At 70.4% G+C, this 16599-nt stretch carries 15 protein-coding genes and 2 pseudogenes; 8 read left to right on the top strand and 9 right to left on the bottom strand.

The window, feature by feature from the left end; all coding sequences use genetic code 11:
* Window positions 1-103: 103 nt before the first annotated feature.
* Window positions 104-217 (bottom strand): annotated as a pseudogene (locus ACFYST_RS28850) (exodeoxyribonuclease III); the annotation flags it as partial.
* 131 nt (window positions 218-348) lie between these two features.
* Here ACFYST_RS28850 and ACFYST_RS28845 point away from each other — a divergent pair.
* Entirely contained in the window at window positions 349-1146 is a 798-nt protein-coding gene (locus tag ACFYST_RS28845; RefSeq protein ID WP_387866556.1) for a GNAT family N-acetyltransferase, read from the top strand.
* Between the two features lie 9 nt (window positions 1147-1155).
* Here ACFYST_RS28845 and ACFYST_RS28840 read toward each other — a convergent pair whose 3' ends face one another.
* The gene (locus ACFYST_RS28840; protein WP_387866554.1) at window positions 1156-2463 is read right to left on the bottom strand and encodes a hypothetical protein; all 1308 of its coding nucleotides are present in this window, start codon (window positions 2461-2463) and stop codon (window positions 1156-1158) included.
* A gap of 121 nt (window positions 2464-2584) precedes the next feature.
* Here ACFYST_RS28840 and ACFYST_RS28835 point away from each other — a divergent pair, with 121 nt between their 5' ends.
* Window positions 2585-3004, top strand: a complete 420-nt coding sequence (locus ACFYST_RS28835) for a hypothetical protein (RefSeq protein WP_387866552.1) — start codon at window positions 2585-2587, stop codon at window positions 3002-3004.
* Between the two features lie 364 nt (window positions 3005-3368).
* Entirely contained in the window at window positions 3369-4730 is a 1362-nt protein-coding gene (locus tag ACFYST_RS28830) for a hypothetical protein (protein WP_387866550.1), read from the top strand.
* A gap of 391 nt (window positions 4731-5121) precedes the next feature.
* On the opposite strand, the gene ACFYST_RS28825 is transcribed toward ACFYST_RS28830, so the two are convergent.
* Together ACFYST_RS28825 and ACFYST_RS28820 are read right to left on the bottom strand one after the other, a co-directional pair.
* Complete coding sequence (locus tag ACFYST_RS28825; protein WP_387866547.1) at window positions 5122-5970, bottom strand: IS5 family transposase; 849 nt, start codon at window positions 5968-5970, stop codon at window positions 5122-5124.
* Between the two features lie 145 nt (window positions 5971-6115).
* Window positions 6116-6449 (bottom strand): annotated as a pseudogene (locus ACFYST_RS28820) (transposase); the annotation flags it as partial.
* Between the two features lie 310 nt (window positions 6450-6759).
* Between ACFYST_RS28820 and ACFYST_RS28815 the strand changes: the two are divergent.
* Window positions 6760-7722 carry a HEAT repeat domain-containing protein gene (locus ACFYST_RS28815; RefSeq protein ID WP_387866545.1) on the top strand — a complete coding sequence of 321 codons (963 nt, stop codon included), beginning with the start codon at window positions 6760-6762 and terminating at the stop codon, window positions 7720-7722.
* Between the two features lie 282 nt (window positions 7723-8004).
* Here ACFYST_RS28815 and ACFYST_RS28810 read toward each other — a convergent pair whose 3' ends face one another.
* Window positions 8005-8388, bottom strand: a complete 384-nt coding sequence (locus tag ACFYST_RS28810; protein ID WP_387866574.1) for a DddA-like double-stranded DNA deaminase toxin — start codon at window positions 8386-8388, stop codon at window positions 8005-8007.
* Between the two features lie 37 nt (window positions 8389-8425).
* Here ACFYST_RS28810 and ACFYST_RS28805 point away from each other — a divergent pair, with 37 nt between their 5' ends.
* Window positions 8426-9391, top strand: a complete 966-nt coding sequence (locus ACFYST_RS28805; RefSeq protein WP_387866542.1) for a hypothetical protein — start codon at window positions 8426-8428, stop codon at window positions 9389-9391.
* A gap of 878 nt (window positions 9392-10269) precedes the next feature.
* Here ACFYST_RS28805 and ACFYST_RS28800 read toward each other — a convergent pair.
* Window positions 10270-10413, bottom strand: a complete 144-nt coding sequence (locus ACFYST_RS28800; protein ID WP_387866539.1) for a hypothetical protein — start codon at window positions 10411-10413, stop codon at window positions 10270-10272.
* Between the two features lie 637 nt (window positions 10414-11050).
* Window positions 11051-11854: an exodeoxyribonuclease III gene (locus ACFYST_RS28795; protein WP_387866536.1), complete on the bottom strand. Its 804-nt coding sequence runs from the start codon at window positions 11852-11854 to the stop codon at window positions 11051-11053.
* A 210-nt stretch (window positions 11855-12064) separates the two neighbouring features.
* Here ACFYST_RS28795 and ACFYST_RS28790 point away from each other — a divergent pair, with 210 nt between their 5' ends.
* Window positions 12065-12841 carry a GntR family transcriptional regulator gene (locus tag ACFYST_RS28790; RefSeq protein WP_387640914.1) on the top strand — a complete coding sequence of 259 codons (777 nt, stop codon included), beginning with the start codon at window positions 12065-12067 and terminating at the stop codon, window positions 12839-12841.
* Between the two features lie 167 nt (window positions 12842-13008).
* Here the strand turns inward: ACFYST_RS28790 and ACFYST_RS28785 are convergent, their stop codons facing one another.
* Entirely contained in the window at window positions 13009-14160 is a 1152-nt protein-coding gene (locus ACFYST_RS28785) for an ROK family protein (protein WP_387866533.1), read from the bottom strand.
* A 355-nt stretch (window positions 14161-14515) separates the two neighbouring features.
* Here ACFYST_RS28785 and ACFYST_RS28780 point away from each other — a divergent pair, with 355 nt between their 5' ends.
* A complete protein-coding gene (locus tag ACFYST_RS28780; RefSeq protein ID WP_387866530.1) occupies window positions 14516-15211 on the top strand; it encodes a class I SAM-dependent methyltransferase in 696 nt (231 codons plus the stop codon).
* Window positions 15212-15383: 172 nt separating this feature from the next.
* On the opposite strand, the gene ACFYST_RS28775 is transcribed toward ACFYST_RS28780, so the two are convergent.
* A complete protein-coding gene (locus ACFYST_RS28775; protein ID WP_387866528.1) occupies window positions 15384-16031 on the bottom strand; it encodes a hypothetical protein in 648 nt (215 codons plus the stop codon).
* 143 nt (window positions 16032-16174) lie between these two features.
* Here ACFYST_RS28775 and ACFYST_RS28770 point away from each other — a divergent pair, with 143 nt between their 5' ends.
* Window positions 16175-16597 carry a GNAT family N-acetyltransferase gene (locus ACFYST_RS28770; protein ID WP_387866527.1) on the top strand — a complete coding sequence of 141 codons (423 nt, stop codon included), beginning with the start codon at window positions 16175-16177 and terminating at the stop codon, window positions 16595-16597.
* Window positions 16598-16599: the final 2 nt, after the last annotated feature.

The following is a 16599-nucleotide window of genomic DNA, read 5'->3' as shown; positions in this document are numbered from 1 at the left end:
ACCGCTCACCCGCCGACGACTTCACCTGTCCAGGCCTTGGCACAACCAGCCCAACGACCAAAACCACACAAAGTCACCGGTATTGCATCTAGTGGTACGGGAGTCAGGCGATGTCGAAGACGGCCGTGACGGGCGCGTGGTCCGACCAGCGTTCCGCGTGGGCGGCGGCGCGTTCGACGCGGGCCTCGACGGAGCGGGCGGCGAGGGTGGGGGTGGCACGTCGCCCTCTACACCGGCGACGACCAGATGATCGAGGCCTCCGCCCGGGCACCGACATCAAACAGGCCAGCCTCTGGATCACGGGCCGCCCCGACTTCTACGCCCGCCCCTGACGCCGCCCGCCCCGCAGTGACGACGGGTCAAAACCGCTCGGCCGGCGGCGGATCGGGGCACACTGCGACGGCAGGAAGTCCCACGCCCGAGGAGCTGCGGCGGCTCGGCGTCGGGACGGCGCTGCTGCGGGCCGCGATGCCCGCGGTCGTGGAGTCCGGGCGCGGCATCGTCCTCGGCCAGCCGGTGAAGCCCGACTTCGCAGGGTCGGCCTGGGCGGTGGGCCTCGGGTTCGAGGTGACGCACAGCATGGTGATGCAGGTCCTGCGCCTCGCGGCGACTCCCGCACGGCTGTGGGACGTTCCCGTCCCGGCCGGCTACCGGCTGACGCAGTGGACCGGCGCCTGTCCCGAGGAACTCGTCAACTCCTACGCCGCGGCCCGGCGGGCGATCGAGGACGCCCCGTCCGGCCGGTCGAGCCACCGGGAGCCCGCCTGGACGCCCGAACTGGTCCGGGCCGCCGACCGGGAACTCGCCCAGGCCGGCGCCGAACAGCGGGTGGTCGTCGCCGTCGACGACAGCACCCGGCAGGTGGTCGGCGTGCACGTCGTCCACAGCTACCCGCACCGCCGGGAGATCGGCTACATCCACGACACCTCGGTGCTCGCCGCGCACCGCGGGCGCGGGCTCGGTCGGGCGATGAAGGCCCGTCAGACGTGGACGATCGCCGGCGAACGGTCGGACCTGGAGCTGATCTGCACCGCCACCACCAGCACCCACGTGATCGGCATCAACCACGCGCTCGGCTACGAGACGGCCCGGACGATGAACTGGGTCGAGACCACGGCGGCGGGGCCGGCCGGGAAGCCGGCCTGAACGACCGGGTCACAGGCGGTGGACGGTGGACGCGTCCTCCGCCCAGAGCCAATTCACCGGCTGGTAGCGCTTCTTGGCGGCGTTGCGGGCCTTGGCGATGCCGGACAGCGTGGCCTCGACGGCGGTGGGGAGGTCGGCGAGGTCGGCGGGGACGGGGATGCGCAGCACGAAGTGCTGCTTGCGGTGGGCGAGGAGGAGTTCGCCGGCAGGGGTGCAGTCGAGCAGGGTGAAGTGCACCAGCGGCTTGAACGGCTTGTCGGCGGTGGACACCCGGGCCCGCAGCGCCCCGTCGGCGGTCCAGGCGTACAGGCCGTAGCGGTTGAGGTGGAAGGCGCGGGCGCGGTACGGGTCGGCGGCGACGGTGAAGTCGAAACCGGTGAACGGGCTGTCCTGGTACAGGTGCAGGCCGCCCAGCCGGCCGCGGACCGTGCCCCGGTCGTCGAGCAGCGCGAAGCTGAATTCCTGGCCGCGGCTGCCGGAGCGGAAGGTGTGGCCGTACACCGGGACGACGAACAGGTCGTCGCCGAGCGCGGACGGCCGGGTCATGAACGACCGGTCGTAGCCGTAGAGGCTGCGGTGCGTCCCGGTGAGCTCGGTGAGGGCCTCGGCCAGCGACGGCGACGGGCGGTTGGCCCCCAGCACCGGCGCGTCCCCGAACACGACGTGCGGCTGGGCGTCGGCACCGGTCTGACGGGGCGTCCGGGAGGTCAGCGTGGCGATCGCGCGCAGCTGCGGCTTGTGCCCGGGGGCGAGCACGTCGCCGGGCTCGGTGACGGCGACCAGGTTGAGGATCGCGCCCGCCCAGTTGTCCACCTTGTACTCGGAGGTCGTGCACAGCAGCCGCCCGCCGGGCGTGACCGCGACCGACGCGGCGAACGGGTCGCCCGCCGGCCCGTCCGCGAGCACGCCCGCCGTGGGCATCGGCCAGCCGGCCCGCACCTCGTCCAGCCCGGGGGAGACCAGGTGGGTGCTGCCCGGCCTGGTGCTGACCGCCAGCGAGCCGTCCGGGAGCACCGCCAGGTTCGCGTCGCTGCCCCAGCCGACGGCCGCCACCCGGCTGTCCGAGTGCTGCTCCAGCACGGCGGTGGCGACGGGCGTCCCGTCGGCGTCGTAACGGGTGATCATCCGCTCGCTGAAGCGGGGCACCGCCGGATCGCGGGGGTACCGGTCGTGCCGCCACAGGATGCTCAGCACGTAGGTGTCCCCGGCGGGGGTTGCCACCGCGTGCTCCGCTTTCATGCCCCAGTCGTGGGCCTCCGGGTCGAGGCCGTGGCGTCGGACCAGCGAGGCGGGCGCGGTGACGGGAAGCAGTGTCATGCCGGACATTCTTTCGGATGCCGCCGACAGCTCCTGACGCACCGTCGGGCGCGGGCGCGGCTCCCGGGCGGGCGGCAGGAAACCGGATGACCGGCTTCCGGGGCCGCCGTACCGTGGGCGGATGTGCAACGACGCACAGCAAGGCATCGAGATCCGGCCGATCGTCGGCGAGGAACTGGCCGTGTGGGAACGGGCGATCGCCCGCGGCTTCCTCCGACCGCATGTCGCCCCGGCGACACAGTGGCGCGAGTGGACCATCACCGGCGCGTCCAACACTGCCCCGGCCGCCGCCGACGGCGAGCAGCTGGCCGAGCAGCCGATGCCCGACCTGCCCGGCGGCGGGAAGGCCCAGGTCGCCGAGATCGAGCAGGCCCTGCTGACCGCGCTCGCCGCCAGCGAGCAGAAGGGCGCCGTCGTCCGCGCCGTGCGCTACAGCACCCGCCCCGCCCCGCCCGGGTTCCGGTACGGAGCCACCATCGACTTCACGGACGGATGGAGGCTGTTCGCCACCTGCGTTCTCTGGGGCTGGAGTGCAGCGTGAGGTGAGAAAGGGCGGGTTTGGCCAGCTCAGTGCCGGTCTGATCCAGGCTGAGCCGTGCTACAGGTGTGGTGCCATTCCCTGATCGGGTGACCCCACTCCTGAACCCTCTACATGGTCTCCGGGATTGGTGGGCTCGCATGTCGGGTCGTTCACGAGCGGTGCTGACCAGGGACGATATCGGCCACTGAAGATCGCGTCCCGATTCACTGGAGATCGTTTCCCGAACGGCTCCTACGTAGGGGGTATCTCCCATCCGCGTTGACATCCCACAGGTGTCGGAGCTGGCTGGAACACTGCGGCCGTGATCGACAAAACAGCCGCCAGTCCTTCAAGCGCTCTCGCAGCGTCCGTACCGTCTCCCGCCTTGGCCGAGCTCACCGGCACCGCGTGGAGTGAGTTGCCGCACGTCTGTACCGGTCTGCACAACGTGCCCGACACACCGGACATCCTCATAGGACTACTCGACAACGATCACACCCGCCGGGCGCGAGCGGTCTGGGACCTGTACCGGCTGCTCCTCAACCAGGAGCGGGTGTTCCCGGCGACCGCCCCGGCGGCTCTGGTCGTCTCCGCCCTCCTCGACGATCCGCGCATGCTCACCAGCGGACAGTGGGAGCGGAGAGCCGGCACGCGACCGCTGCGCGCGGAGCTGTTGAACTGGTTGGCCTCGTTCGCCGATGTCGCTCGTCTGGACCCGGAGGACGGTGCCGGCGCACCGCAGGATCTTGCCGCCGCTCGCGCTGTACGGCCGACGCTCCACACCCGCGTCGCGGCCTTTTGCGAGGACGACGATCCGCAGGTGAGGGAGGCTGCTGTCGCGGCCACCGCCCTTCTGCTGGCAGATCCCGCCCCCGCCGCGTCGATCCTCCGCTACGCACCCGTCGTCCGCGATGTGCTGGCCCGGAGCGCGGACTCGTACTACCGGTGGATCGCGCGGGAGCGGTTGGAGACCTGGGGCGAAGACATCGCAGACCTCACCACCGCGGAAGAGGAACACCGCGCGGCTGTGGACCGGGCGCACAAGCTGGCGAACAACCCGTTCGACGAGGGCCAGGGGCAGGCGATCCGATGGCTGGCCGAGCAGCCGGAGGACACCGCCGCCTTGGAGCCCCCGGGCCGATGGCACCCGGACCGGGCGGCACCGGAGCGAACGGCCCCACACGAGCCGGCACCCGATGCGCCAACAGCCGTCCAGGGAGGCGCGCCGGAGCATCGGGGCCTGTGGAGGATCGCCCGAAGCGAGGAGCGCGACGAGTGGACGTTCACGCCGCACATCGGGGTGGGGCCGCTGCACTTCGGAATGACCCTGGAGGAGATCACCGCCGCCCTCGGCGAAGAGGGGGCTGTCTCGGGCTACCACGCTCCCGACACTTACGAGCGCAGGCTCATCTACGTCGACTTCCGCACCGCTGGAGTCAGGGCGCTCTTCCGGATGAACCGCCTGCAGTGCGTGGCCGTGAACGCCCTCACCGGTCCCCAGGTACGGCTGGACGGTGTTCCGCTGACCGGCTGCGTACCGTCCCAACTGGAGGACTGGCTCATTCACCGGCCACTGCACGGCCCTCTGATGTACAGCGTCGCCGGCGACCCGGTCTTCCCCGACCTCGGCCTTGCGATCCGTTCCCAACGCGCGGGCGACATCAACCTGACCCGACCGCTCTTCCTACTGCACAACTGGCTCGACCTCTGGCACTCACTGCCGAGCGAGGAGTGGAACTACCGGTAGAGGTTGCCCGGGCGCGATCTCGCGATACAGGGCGACGCTCCGCTGAGGAAGCAGCGTTCCCAGCGGTTTCCGGATGTGTATCGGCCAGGGCGTCATCCTGGCCGAGCGGGACGGCAGGGTAGTCGGATCGCCCTGAAGATCGGCCTCGCCGCGGTGTGCTTGGCTGAGTCCGTCGCGGTAACGGTGATCGGCATCGTCTGCCACGCTTGACAGCGGGAAGTGCGGTGGCCGAGAACGGCGGTGTCGCGGGGGCAGCGTGCTCCGCGACACCGCCGTTGTGGTCAGTCCTTCTCGCCGCCGCGTTGGTTCAGGGCCCGCTCGTCGATGCCGTCGGCCACGTAGTGGGCGGCGTTCTCCTGGAGGTCGAGTGCGTCGAGCAGGGGTTGGATGTTCACGCCGTCACCGCTTTCGGGTCGCGCCAGGTGGGTGTGTTCGTGCCGGTGAGGCGGCGGGCCATGACCTGGGTCATCGCCCAGTAGATGCGGGAGGCGGCGGAGGCCGGGCGGTGCTCGTAGTCGCGGACCAGGCGCCGGTGCAGTATCAGGATCCCGTAGGTCTGTTCGACCCTCCAGCGTTTCGGCTGCGGGACGAACCCCGCCTGGTGCGGGTTGCGTTCGACGGTCTCGACGTCGATGCCGACAAGGCCGCCGTGCGTGGTGACCTGCTTCTTGAAGCCCTGGTCGACCAGGGCCTTGCGGACGCTGCCGCCGGTGTTCTCCACGACGTGGTCCAGCAGGGCGATGCCCGCGGCGTTGTCGTGCGTGTTCGCGGCCAGGACGATGACGGCGATGACCAGTCCCAGGACGTCCACGGCCAGGGCCCGCTTGCGGCCCGGCACTCGTTTCGCCGGGTCCCGGCCGGTCGTGGAGGCGGGGACCCCGGCGGCCGCGTGGACACTCTGCGTGTCCAGCACCACCAGGGTCGGGTCCTCTAATCGGCGGGCCCGCTCACGGGCCTGGCAGCGCGGGAGTTCATGGACGACCCGGTCGGTCCCGTCGTCCCGCCACGCTGCGAAGTAGTAGTAGGTCGCACTCTTCGGCGGCAGGTCGTGCGGGAGGTAGGCCCACTGGCAGCCGGTCCGGCCCTGGTAGAGGATCGCGTTCACGATCTCCCGCATCGAGTAGACGCCCTGATGGCCGCTCACCGACCGGTGCCGGCCCTTCCATGCAGTCAGCACCGGCTCGATCAACGACCACTGCTCGTTCGTCAAGTCGCTTGGGTAGGGCTTGCGTTCACTCACACCACCACCCCAACAGAGCACCGCCCCCGGACGGGCGGACTCCGCCCCTCCCCACACCATCAGGTGATACGGGGCGCTACGGCCCGGCTTGCTGAGAACTACTTTTCTCGCGCACGTGGGAGGCGTCCACGCAGACGCGCGTTCAGTCGATCAGTCCGGCCGCATTCAATTCGGCCAGGAGTATGCGGTGCAGGGCCGCGAGCACCCCGGCCTCCTGCCAGCGGCCGAGCCAGCGCCAGCAGGTCTTCCCGGAGCCCAAGCCCAGTTCGGGCAGCAACTGCTGCCAGGTGATACCGGTGTACAGCACGAATAGGATGCCCTGCAGGCACAGCCGGTCGTCCAGCGGACGCGGCCCGGCGACCGCTCCGGCCAGGCTGACAGCAGCAGCTCGACCCGGCCCACAGCTCGTCGTCCACGATCCACGGTTTGTTACTCACGCCATCGCGAACGGACGAATCGTCACATCGGTCGCTCCCCACAGCAACGATCACCAAGATCGTGTTATGAGTTCCTATGGAGCGAGGTAGGCCCATCAGTTGTAGAGCCGCTGTGCTTGGCTAAAATACGATCGTTTCGTGTCTCGCCCCCTATTCGCTTGTCGCTCTGCATGGACGACCGGTTCGGCGGTGCCCGCTCATGCGGGCGCCTAATGGATGGGGCTGGCGGCTACTTCGAACGAATATGCTTTTCCCGGTTAGCGTTGCGACGGCAACGCTCCAACACTGACTCTGGTATGCGCAATGAAAGAGGTTCTTGATGAGTTGGCGGGGTGGGTCGGATGCTCCTTCGGTGTGGAGCGAGGAAGGGATGGAATTCCATGCCGGCACAGTAGAAGACGTGCGTTTTGTCGTTGCCCACATGCCGGTGGAAGTAAAAAATGGGTTCGTCTACGGCGCCGTTCCATGGAGTAATTTCAGCCATGCATACGGGCCCGGTAGTGATGTGCCTGATCTTCTGGAGCAGGCTCGCACCGGCGATGAACGTAGCTCTAATGAAGCGCTCAGCAAACTTTCGGGGAGACTGCTTCAGCAGGGTACCAGTTCGGCGGCTGGTGCTTTGGCGATTCCCTTCTTGGTCCGCATTGTCGTTGCCCTCCCCTTTCATCGTGCCGGTATCCTGCGGGTCATTGCGGGCTTGGTTCGACGCCAGTATTTCGGGGACGGTAGCCGCACCGGTCTACTGCGAGCCGCTCGTGCCGATGACCAGATAGTATTTGAACCCTCCGGCTACCTTGCAAACTGGTCGGTACAGGCCGCTCGCGAGGCCTTGGCGGCCGACGCTGGCTTGCTGCTGCCATTGCTTGGCGATCCTGATCCGGAAGTGCGCCAGGCTTCTGCCTACGCCTTGGCCGCCGTTCCGAACAGGCCCGCGTCGGTCGCAGACTGCCTGAGCGCTCGGTTTCAGGATGAAGAGGATCCCGCGGTACGTGCCTGCCTGGTGCTGGCAATCGGCCAGCTTGCGTGGGAAGAACGGCACCCGGATACCATCGATCAAATGTGCGCTTGGTGGCAGGACTGCAATCAGCCTGCAGAAGTCAGGGTATGCGCGGCCCTGACATGGCTGTGCCTCACCGACGGCCCTGTCCCCGACAACCTTCGAGCCTTCCTGGAGCTGTCCGTCACGGACGATCTCGCCGCTCTTCTCGAATCGATCCCGTGGTTGGACCACATCGTCGACGGCGGGTTGCGTCGCTGTCTTGATCAGATGTTCTATCCAGAGAAATACCCCCACTTTACTAGCTGCCTTGATTAGCAAATACCGCACCCTCCTATTCTATTTGATCCGCACCGTCTATCAAGGTCTTTGTTGGCGATAACTTAATCTGACCATTTGGATATGCGGCCAGTCGGCCGGCGATCGCTGCCCGCAGGAAAAGGGCGGTGCCCGGAATTAATCCGGGCACCGCCCATGAAGATCCCATGGAATCACTTCAGGCCGAGGTTGAAAATTCGATTCGTCCTGTCGTGCTTCGGTCTGTTTCTATTCGGCGGTCATTGGCGATTCTGGGGTTCGCGGCAGGCCGTCTGTCCGGTTTCATTTTTTCGGCTTTCCGCGCCCCTTGAGCACTGTAGGAGTCTTCACCAAGCTTCCGTCTCCCTTTTCATCCAGATGCCAGACGGTGAGCTGATAGCCTTCGGGGAGGGGGAGGGGCGCCACATTCAGGCAGCCTACCTGAAGAAATTTAGTCGCATCGGTCCCCTCGCAGACCGACCCGTTGATGACGATCTCCATTTCTCGGATCCCCTCGTTCCTCATTTCCCATGCGAGCTTCGTTTCAACATCGGCCGTTATGGAGACGATTCCGCGAGCGTTGCGGTGCCCATCGCCACCGGAACGCGGGACCCGCATGTCTCGTCTCGTCCTGGCGGAGGATGCCCGTACGACCCGCGCACGATGTGACGGGGCGGGGCGGTGGATGAAGGTGTGGTTCCCACGACTGAGGAGGGAACCCGCGGTGGATCGATTGGACCGGGTGGGTCGGCCGGCTGCGTACGGGGCGGCGCTGGTGATGGCGCCCTATCTGTTGATCAAGGTCTCGTGGGTGGTCGGCGCGATCGCCGGACTCCTGCCGATCGGCGAGGGATTCGACCTGGCCGGCTGGGTGGTGCTCAACACCGTGACCATCGGCATGGCAGGCACCGGGATCGTCATGGCCCTCGCCCTCGTGCGGCCCTGGGGAATGCGGATACCGGGGCCGCTGGTGGCGTTCGCGGCCTGGGTGGGTTCGGGATTCCTCGTGGCCATGCTGCCGTATGCCGCCCTGGCCTCGCTGCTGGGCGGGTCGGACGGTGAGCAATCGAGTGACAGCGATGATCGGTCGATACCGGGCTGGGAAGCCGTGCTGATCGAGATCAGCTTCGTGGGGATGGGGCTGGGCCTCGCGGTCGCCCTCCCCGCGTACCTTCGGCGGCGTTGGCCGGACGTGTTCGCCGGCCGGGCCGGCGGGAACGGCGAGGTCGGCCCGCGCCGTGTGCTGTGGGCGGTCGGCGTCGGGGCGGCGGTCGGAACGGTCTGGCTCTACTGGGCGGTCGGCGGTCCGGCCGGTGTCGCGCACCCGTCGGCCCGAGACGCCAACTGGCACTTGCTGAACGGCGTGTGCGGACTGTGGGCGCTCACCGCTTCCGCTGCCACCTGGGCGGTCGGTCGAGGCCACTTTGGACGGCTGCCCCGTTGGGTGCCCCTGACGTTCGGCTGGCTGGGAACGGGTTCGCTGTTCGCGTGGAGCGCGTGGAAGCTGCCGCTCACGTCGTACGTGGCGCTGGCAGGGCGTGCCGACGTGTTGCCGCCGGAGAGTCTCGCGGTCGCGGCCGTCCTGCACGCCGCCGCAGTGGTGGCGGGGGCGGTCATGGCGCTGGTGCTCGTCCGCGCTTCGACTGCGGGGCGAATCCCGGGTTCGGCGGTCGGAGCTGGTCGGCCGTAGCCAATGTGGGGGGAGCGACTCCTCGGCCTGTACGTCCTCGTCGACCGCTTCACCGGGCCAACTGCCCTGCCGCCACCTGGTGTTGTTCCGCCACGGGTAGGCGGCCCGGCCGTGAAGAGCCCTGTGCCCGGCTGCGCGGGTCCGGTCTGCCTTCGGCGAGCGACCAAGCCCCTTGGGCGGCGGACACTGCTGCACAGCCGGGCAGCGCGGTGATGCCCGCGGTGGTCAGCGGCCGCAGGTGTTCCTAACGGGAGGCGCACGGCTCGACCGTGGTCGCCGCGCCCAGGTGTGGGGTGATCTCCCCGGCCGTCTCGCCGACAAGCGGGCGTTCAACGGGGGAATCCCCCAACTGTCCGGCGGGCCCGCGCCGTCCATTCCTGATGGGCACTCAACTCCCGGACACCGCACGGAACGTCGGGACGGCCCGGAGAAGTGCCGCCCGGCCGGATCGCAGGGGTGGCAGCCGCCGCAGCCCGTTCGTGGACAGGCCGGTCGGGCAGCCCTTGGGGTTTCGCGCACCCGCACCGAGGAACTGCGCCGAGGGAGGACGCCACCCCGCTCGAGCAGGGCTGAAACCTGCACCACGACGGGGAGTTGCTGCCCGCGGCCGTGCCCGGCTGCGTGCACACCGACCTGCCGGCGGCCGGGCTTGCGGAAGCGTCTTCGGTGTCGCCTCGGAGTACGAGGCCGAGAACGCACCCGCACCATGGGACTTCGCCCGTCGCCACACTGTCGGTGCACAGGTGGAAGTGCGCCACCGCGTACGGGTGCAGGTGCACCACCATTGCGATGGAGACAAGTCGTGTCCGTGAGCTGGCTGCCGCTGGTCGGGGGTGCCGGGAAGGGCGGTCGTTCGGGACCGCACTTCCCGCGCCGGATCAGGATGCTTCCGTGACCCGCTGGAAGAGGCGGCCGGCGAGGTCGACACCTGTGACTGCGCCGCCGGGGTCGCGGGAGAAGTAGCCGAGCTGCCCCTTGAGGCCGCCCTCGGTGACGATGTACTCGTCGCAGACCCGGACCACACCCGCCCAACTCGTCTTTCCCGTTTCGCGCCGACCCCGTGCACGGCGTAGTGAGGCAGAACCAGACGCCGACGGGCGGGCCAGGCGGCCAACGCCGCATCGGCCTCGGCGCGGGACGCGCAGGGGGAGGCGGTGCACAGCGGCCAGGCGCAGGTCTGTGTGGCGGTGCAGGCATGCTCGCCGAAGGGCAGGCGCGGCGAGCGTTTGCGCGAAGGTGCCCGGCCGCAGCGGCCCCTCGGTGCGGCCCGCACGGCGGTGCGGGCCTGCCGGACACGGGCGCGCCCGGGGCGCTGACGTGGGCCGGCCTGGCCGGTGGCGGACTGCTGACGGTGGGCGACGTACTGCTGGTGCGGGCCCGTAGTGGGACCGAGTGGCGGGGCAGCGCTTGCCCTCCCTCGCCAGATGAGAGGAGAAGCGCGGAGCCGGCCGGTTGCCCCTGGGGCCTTTCGGGCGCGAGGGGCGCTGTCACGCGTCCGGCCCGGCGCCGGGACGCGCGAGCGACCCCGCCACCAGCCGAAGCCGGGATGGCCGCATCGCCCCAGCCACCTACTCCCGCCCTGATGGGCGGTATGCATTCGATTGCCGTGACACCCCTTGCTGCCGCGCGCCGACGGCAGCAGCGGTTCGGATTCCCTGGCTAGAGCGTGTGGTCGAAGACCGCTGTGACGGGGGCGTGGTCGGACCAGCGTTCGGCGTGGGAGGCGGCGCGCTCGACGTACGCCTCGGTGCAGGTGGCAGCGAGTCCCTGACTGGCCATCAAGTAATCGATGCGCCAGCCGGTGTCGTTGTCGAAGGCACGGCCCCGGTAGGACCACCAGGAGTAGGGGCCCTCCTGGTCGGGGTGGTGGCGGCGCAGGACGTCGACGTAGCCGTGGTCGTCGAGGACGCGGGAGAGCCAGGCGCGTTCCTCGGGGAGGAAGCCGGCCTTCTTCTGGTTGGCCTTCCAGTTGCGGAGGTCGGCCTCGCGGTGGGCGATGTTCCAGTCGCCGCAGACCAGGACCTCGCGGCCCTCGGCGGCGGCGCGCTCGCGGAGGGCGCCGAGGTGGACGAGGAACTCGGCCATGAAGCGTTCCTTCTCGTCCTGCCGCTCGGTGCCGACCTCGCCGGAGGGGAGGTAGAGGGAGGCGACGGTCAGGCCGGGGAGGTCGAGTTCGGCGTAGCGGCCGGAGGTGTCGAACTCGGCGGAGCCGAAGCCGATGCGGGTGGCGTCGGGTTCGCGGCGGGACAGGACGGCGACTCCGGCGCGGCCCTTCGCCGCGGCCGGCGCCCAGACCGCGTGCCAGCCGTCGAGCCGGGCCAGCACCTCGCCGAACTGCTCGGTCTCGGCGCGGACCTCCTGCAGGCAGACCACCTCGGACTTGGTGTCGTCGATCCACTCCAGGAAGCCCTTCTTGGCGGCTGCCCGGATCCCGTTGACGTTGACCGTGGAAACACTCTTCACCCGGCGAGGGTACCGGGTTGCGGTTGCGCACCGGTTCGCCGTGCCCGGCAGGAACCCTTCCCATTGGTCTTGACCATGTCCACGGGCACCCCCTACTGTCACTTACTGCAAAGACCTTTAATAAAGAAGGACGGATAAAGCCCGCCCTCCCCACCTGCCGAAACCGGGGAGCAGTGGCGGGCCCCGACGGCCTTCAGGGTGGAGGACACGGTGGGGCAAGGAACGCTTCCGGCGGTTGCGGAGCCGAAGTACTGGCACCTGCGCTCGGTGCTGCTGCGCACCATGGACGCCGAGTTCTCCACCGGCCAGGTCATGCCCAACGAGCGTGAGCTCTCGGCCCGTTTCGGTGTGGCCCGCGCCACCCTGCGACAGGCGCTCGACCAGCTGGAGCTGGAGGGCCGGCTGGTGCGCCGTCGCGGCATCGGCACGCTCGTCGCCGCCCCGCGCATCGGCATCCCGGTCGGCGACCGCGAGTCCGGCCGGGCCGGGTCCGCGCGCGGCCAGGAGTGGAAGGTCGTCGACTGCACCACCGCCGCCGCCCCCGCCGCGCTGGCCCGCACGCTCGGCATCGCCGAGGGCGAGCAGGTGCACACGGTGCGCCGGCTGCGGATCGTGCAGGGCGTGACGGTCGCCGCCGAGGCGCTGCACGTGCCGGCCGCCGGGCTGCCGCGGCTGGCCGTGGTGGTGGACGCGAGCGACCGTGCCCGCGGCGTGCTGCGCCAGCTGGAGCGCCTGGGCGTCGACAACGAGTCCCGCTCGGTGGAACTGGGCGTGGCGGAGACCGCAGAGGCCGCGCTGCTGGAGCGCCCCCCGGGCACCCCGGTGCTGGTGGTCACCACCCAGTACGCGGCGGCGGGCCGGCTGGCGGCCGTCGGTGTCTCCACCTACCGGGCCGACACCTGCAAGCTGACCTTCGGCGAATCCGGCGCGGCCGTCCAGGTCGCCACCCCGGCCGCCGCCAACGTCGCGGCCACCGCCGCGTCCTGACGAGCCGCTTGGGCAAAAGTTTGACCGTGCCACCCCTGTTTGCCGCATCGGACCGGTGAACAGGGGTGGCACAGCCATGAGTTGGGCCGATCGAGAACCGGTGCGCACCTGAGCCCGCGACCGGTTCGGCGGCGGCCGGGAGCTGCGCCGCCTGCCGTGGGACGGCCTTACCGGGACGGCGGATCGACCGCGAACAGCTGTTCCTCGACGTGGTCGAGGGCGATTCGCAGTGCGCCCATCGCCACCACCTCGGAGCCGAGTGCGGCGAGGGCGACTTCGGGCGCGCGCAGGGTGTAGCGGGAGAGCTGTTCGCGCAGCGGTTCCAGGACGCCGTCGAGGCCGGCCGCCCAGCCGCCGACCACCACGAGTTCGGGGTCGAGGGCGAGGACGAGTGCGGTGACGTCGTGCACCAGGCGGCCGAGGAAGCGGTCCATGGCGACCTGGGCGACCTGGTCGCCCTCCCGGGCCAGTCGGAGGACGCGGGCCACCGCGGCCTCGTCCAGCGGGTCGAGGGGCTGGCCGGTGGTGGAGAGCAGGCGTTCGGGGGTGGCCTGCCGGCCGAGCAGGTGGAGCGCGCCGATCTCGCCGGCCGCGCCGCCGAAACCGCGGTGCAGCCGGCCGCCGATCAGTGAGCCGGCGCCGGGGCTGAGGCCGGCCATCACGAACACCACGTCGCCCTTGCCGACGGCGGCGCCCTTCCAGTGTTCGGCGATGGCGGCGAGGTTGGCGTCGTTCTCGATCACCACGGGGCAGCGGAACGAGCGGCGCAGCCGGGCGCCGAGGTCGAGGCCGGTCCAGCCGGGCATCGCGGTGCCGAGCCGGATGACGCCTTCGCGGTCGACGATGCCGGGGGTGCCGACGACGACCTCCCACAGGCTGTCCCGGGAGACACCGGCCTTCTTCAGGACCTCGGCGACCGTGGTGCGGAGCTGGCTGAGCCGCTCCTCGGCCTCCATCGACTCGTCCAGCGGCTTGGCGAAGCTGGTGATCACCTCGCCGGCCAGGTCGGCGAGGACCACCCGCAGGTCGTGGACGCCGATCTCGATGCCGAGGACGTGCCCGGCCTCGGCGCGGAACCGGAACCAGCGGGCCGGGCGGCCGCGTTGGCGGCCGGATTCCTGGACGTGGTCGACCTCGGCGACGAGTCCGGACTCCAGCAGTCCTTCGATGACGCCCTCGACGGTGGGCCTGGACAGGCCGGTGTCGCCCACGAGTTGGGTGAGCGTGACGGCCTGTCCGTCGCGCAACGACCGCAGGGTGACCGCGGCGTTGATCCGCCGCAGCAGTGAGGAGTCGCCGCCGGTGAGCCGATCCGTCAAGTCGCTGCCCTTCCGCTTCGCGCGACTGCCCTGGCGCGCGGTGCCGTGAACGCCGATCGCGGCGCACCGGCGTGTGGTGCCGGGCGCGCCCCCGCGCAAGCCGCCGCCCATGGCCAGGCACAACGCGTGTGCCGTGAGTGCCGGGGCGTCTGCCCGGATCGTACTCGGGCACCCTCCGCGGAGCGAGCGTTTCCGCAGCTCATCATGGCTTCGGTATCGAAACGGTACGTGGTCTGTGATCAGTCGGTGATCGTGCGGCGGCATCCCGGTGGTTGTGTGGTGGCGTCCCGGTGATCGTGTGGTGGCGGATCCGGGTTGCGCGGTGGTGGCGATCATTGCCCCTAGGCTGTGCGCCATGGGGAACGACACCACCACGCTGCGGAGTGCCGCGGACCGTCATATCTCGTCCGCCGACACGGAGTTCGTGCGCGCCCACACCCGGCCCGGGCCGGTGCCGTTCGTGCCCGAGGTGCGGCTGCACATGGCGCAGGACGCGATCGCGCTGTGGGAGATCACCGAGCGGGAGCGCGGCGAGATCGGACTGCCGCCGCCGTTCTGGGCGTTCCCGTGGGCGGGCGGCGTCGCGGTGGCCCGGCGCGTGCTGGACCGGCCCGAACTGGTCGCCGGGCGCACCGTGCTGGACCTGGCGGCGGGCTCCGGCCTGGTCGGCGTCGCGGCGGCGCTGAGCGGCGCGGCGCAGGTGCGGGCGGCGGAGATCGACGCGTACGCGGTGGCCGCGATCGCCGTGAACGCGGCGGACAACGGCGTCACGGTGACGGCCGAGTTGGCGGACGTGCTGGACGGTGACGGTGACGGCTGCCAGGTGGTGCTGGCCGGTGACGTGTTCTACGAGCGGGCGATGGCGGCGCGCTTCCTGCCGTTCCTGGAGCGCGCCGCCGCCCGGGGCGCGACCGTGGTGGTCGGCGACCCGGGCCGCGCCTACCTGCCGCGCGAACGCTTCACCGCGCTCGCCGAGTACGCCGTCCCGGTCGCCGCGGACCTGGAGGACGCGGCCGTGAAGACCACCACGGTCTGGGCGCTGCGGGGCTGACGCATCGTCAATTCCTGTCCGCCGGCAGGTTGGGCGAGCCCGAGGGGATGGGTGGTGTACGGCGAGGACGGGTGGTGTGCGGCGAGGACGGGACGGGCGGCGGGTAGCAGTCCGTGCCCGACCAGGTCGGAGTCGGCGTGGGCGTGGAGTGTGCGTACGGGGTGTTCGGACGTCAGCTGGTGGACGGCGCGGGAGTCCGGCTGGGTGTCGCGGTCGGCGTCAGGTAGCACGGACTGGCCGACGGGGCCGGGGTGTCGACGGCCGGGAGCGGGAGGCAGGTGTTCCGCGGCTGCCCCGGACCCCACAGCTCCAACGAGCTGATCCGGTACGGCCCCTGCTGGTACCAGCCGTGGAAGTACACCATCAGCGTGCGGGTGTCCGGCCCGGTGGTGACCGTCCCCGTCAGCTCGTTCCAGTCGTTCTGGTTCGACCACAGCGCGATGTCCGTGGTGCCGGAACCGGTGACGCCCGCGAACACGAACGGCCCGGTGACCCGGGCGCTCAGCCGGTACGTGGAGTTCGGCTCGACCGTGACGCGCTGGGTGCAGCCCGCGTAACTGCTGTCGGTCGGATGCCCCTCCAGCGTGCCGAACGCGTCGGACGGCGGCAGCACCAGGCCGCTCTCGCAGCTCCACGCCAGCATCCGATTGCCCTGATCGAAGTGCCCGTTGTCGACGACGTCGACGGTCGGCAGCGCCGCCGACGCGGGCGAGTCGAGGCCGAGGCCCAGGCCGACGCCGGCCAGCGCGAGGGCGGCGGCCGCGAGGCCGATCGGCAGGCCGTCGCGGCGGTAGTGATGGGAGGTTCTTTGCGCACGCATGCCATCTCCGAGGTGGGGAGGGTCGGGACGGGAAGCGGTGCGAGGGAGTGGCCCACACCTTGCTGGCGCGGGGCCGGTGCCGTCAAGAGCGGGACCGTAAATGGCTGGTGGCGCGGGCATCGCCGCTGGTAGGAAGAGGCGCCATGAGCGAGTACGAACTGCGGGCCGCGCTGCCCGCCGACGTCGACGCGGTGCTGGCCTTCTGGGCCGAGGCCGCCGAGGGCACCAGCATCAGCGACGACCGGGCGGGCGTGGCACGGCTGTTGGAGCGCGACCCGCAGGCGCTGATCCTGGCGGTGGCGGAGGACGTGATCCTGGGTACGGTGATCGCGGGCTTCGACGGCTGGCGCTGCCACCTCTACCGGCTGGCCGTCCACCCGTCGGCCCGCCGCCGCGGCATCGGCGGCGCGCTGCTGGACGCCGCGCACGCCCGCTTCGAGGCGCTGGGCGGGCGGCGGGCCGACGCGATGGTGCTGGAGCACAACGAACTCGGGCAGTCGGCCTGGCGGGCGGCCGGGTACGGGCGCGAGGAGCGGTGGCGCCGGTGGACCCGGCCGCTGGGCTAAGC

The organism is Kitasatospora sp. NPDC004614 (assembly GCF_042873675.1).
GTDB lineage: Bacteria > Actinomycetota > Actinomycetes > Streptomycetales > Streptomycetaceae > Kitasatospora.
Note: the sequence above shows the minus strand (reverse complement) of the source record. Positions and strands in the feature narration are given on the sequence as shown.

What these genes read in the sequence shown, in the direction of transcription:
- ACFYST_RS28840 (WP_387866554.1), bottom strand. Translation starts at nt 2,463, where the DNA reads ATGACACTGCTTCCCGTCACCGCGCCCGCCTCGCTGGTCCGACGCCAC.
- ACFYST_RS28835 (WP_387866552.1), top strand. Translation starts at nt 2,585, where the DNA reads ATGTGCAACGACGCACAGCAAGGCATCGAGATCCGGCCGATCGTCGGC.
- ACFYST_RS28770 (WP_387866527.1), top strand. Translation starts at nt 16,175, where the DNA reads ATGAGCGAGTACGAACTGCGGGCCGCGCTGCCCGCCGACGTCGACGCG.
- ACFYST_RS28775 (WP_387866528.1), bottom strand. Translation starts at nt 16,031, where the DNA reads ATGCGTGCGCAAAGAACCTCCCATCACTACCGCCGCGACGGCCTGCCG.
- ACFYST_RS28780 (WP_387866530.1), top strand. Translation starts at nt 14,516, where the DNA reads ATGGGGAACGACACCACCACGCTGCGGAGTGCCGCGGACCGTCATATC.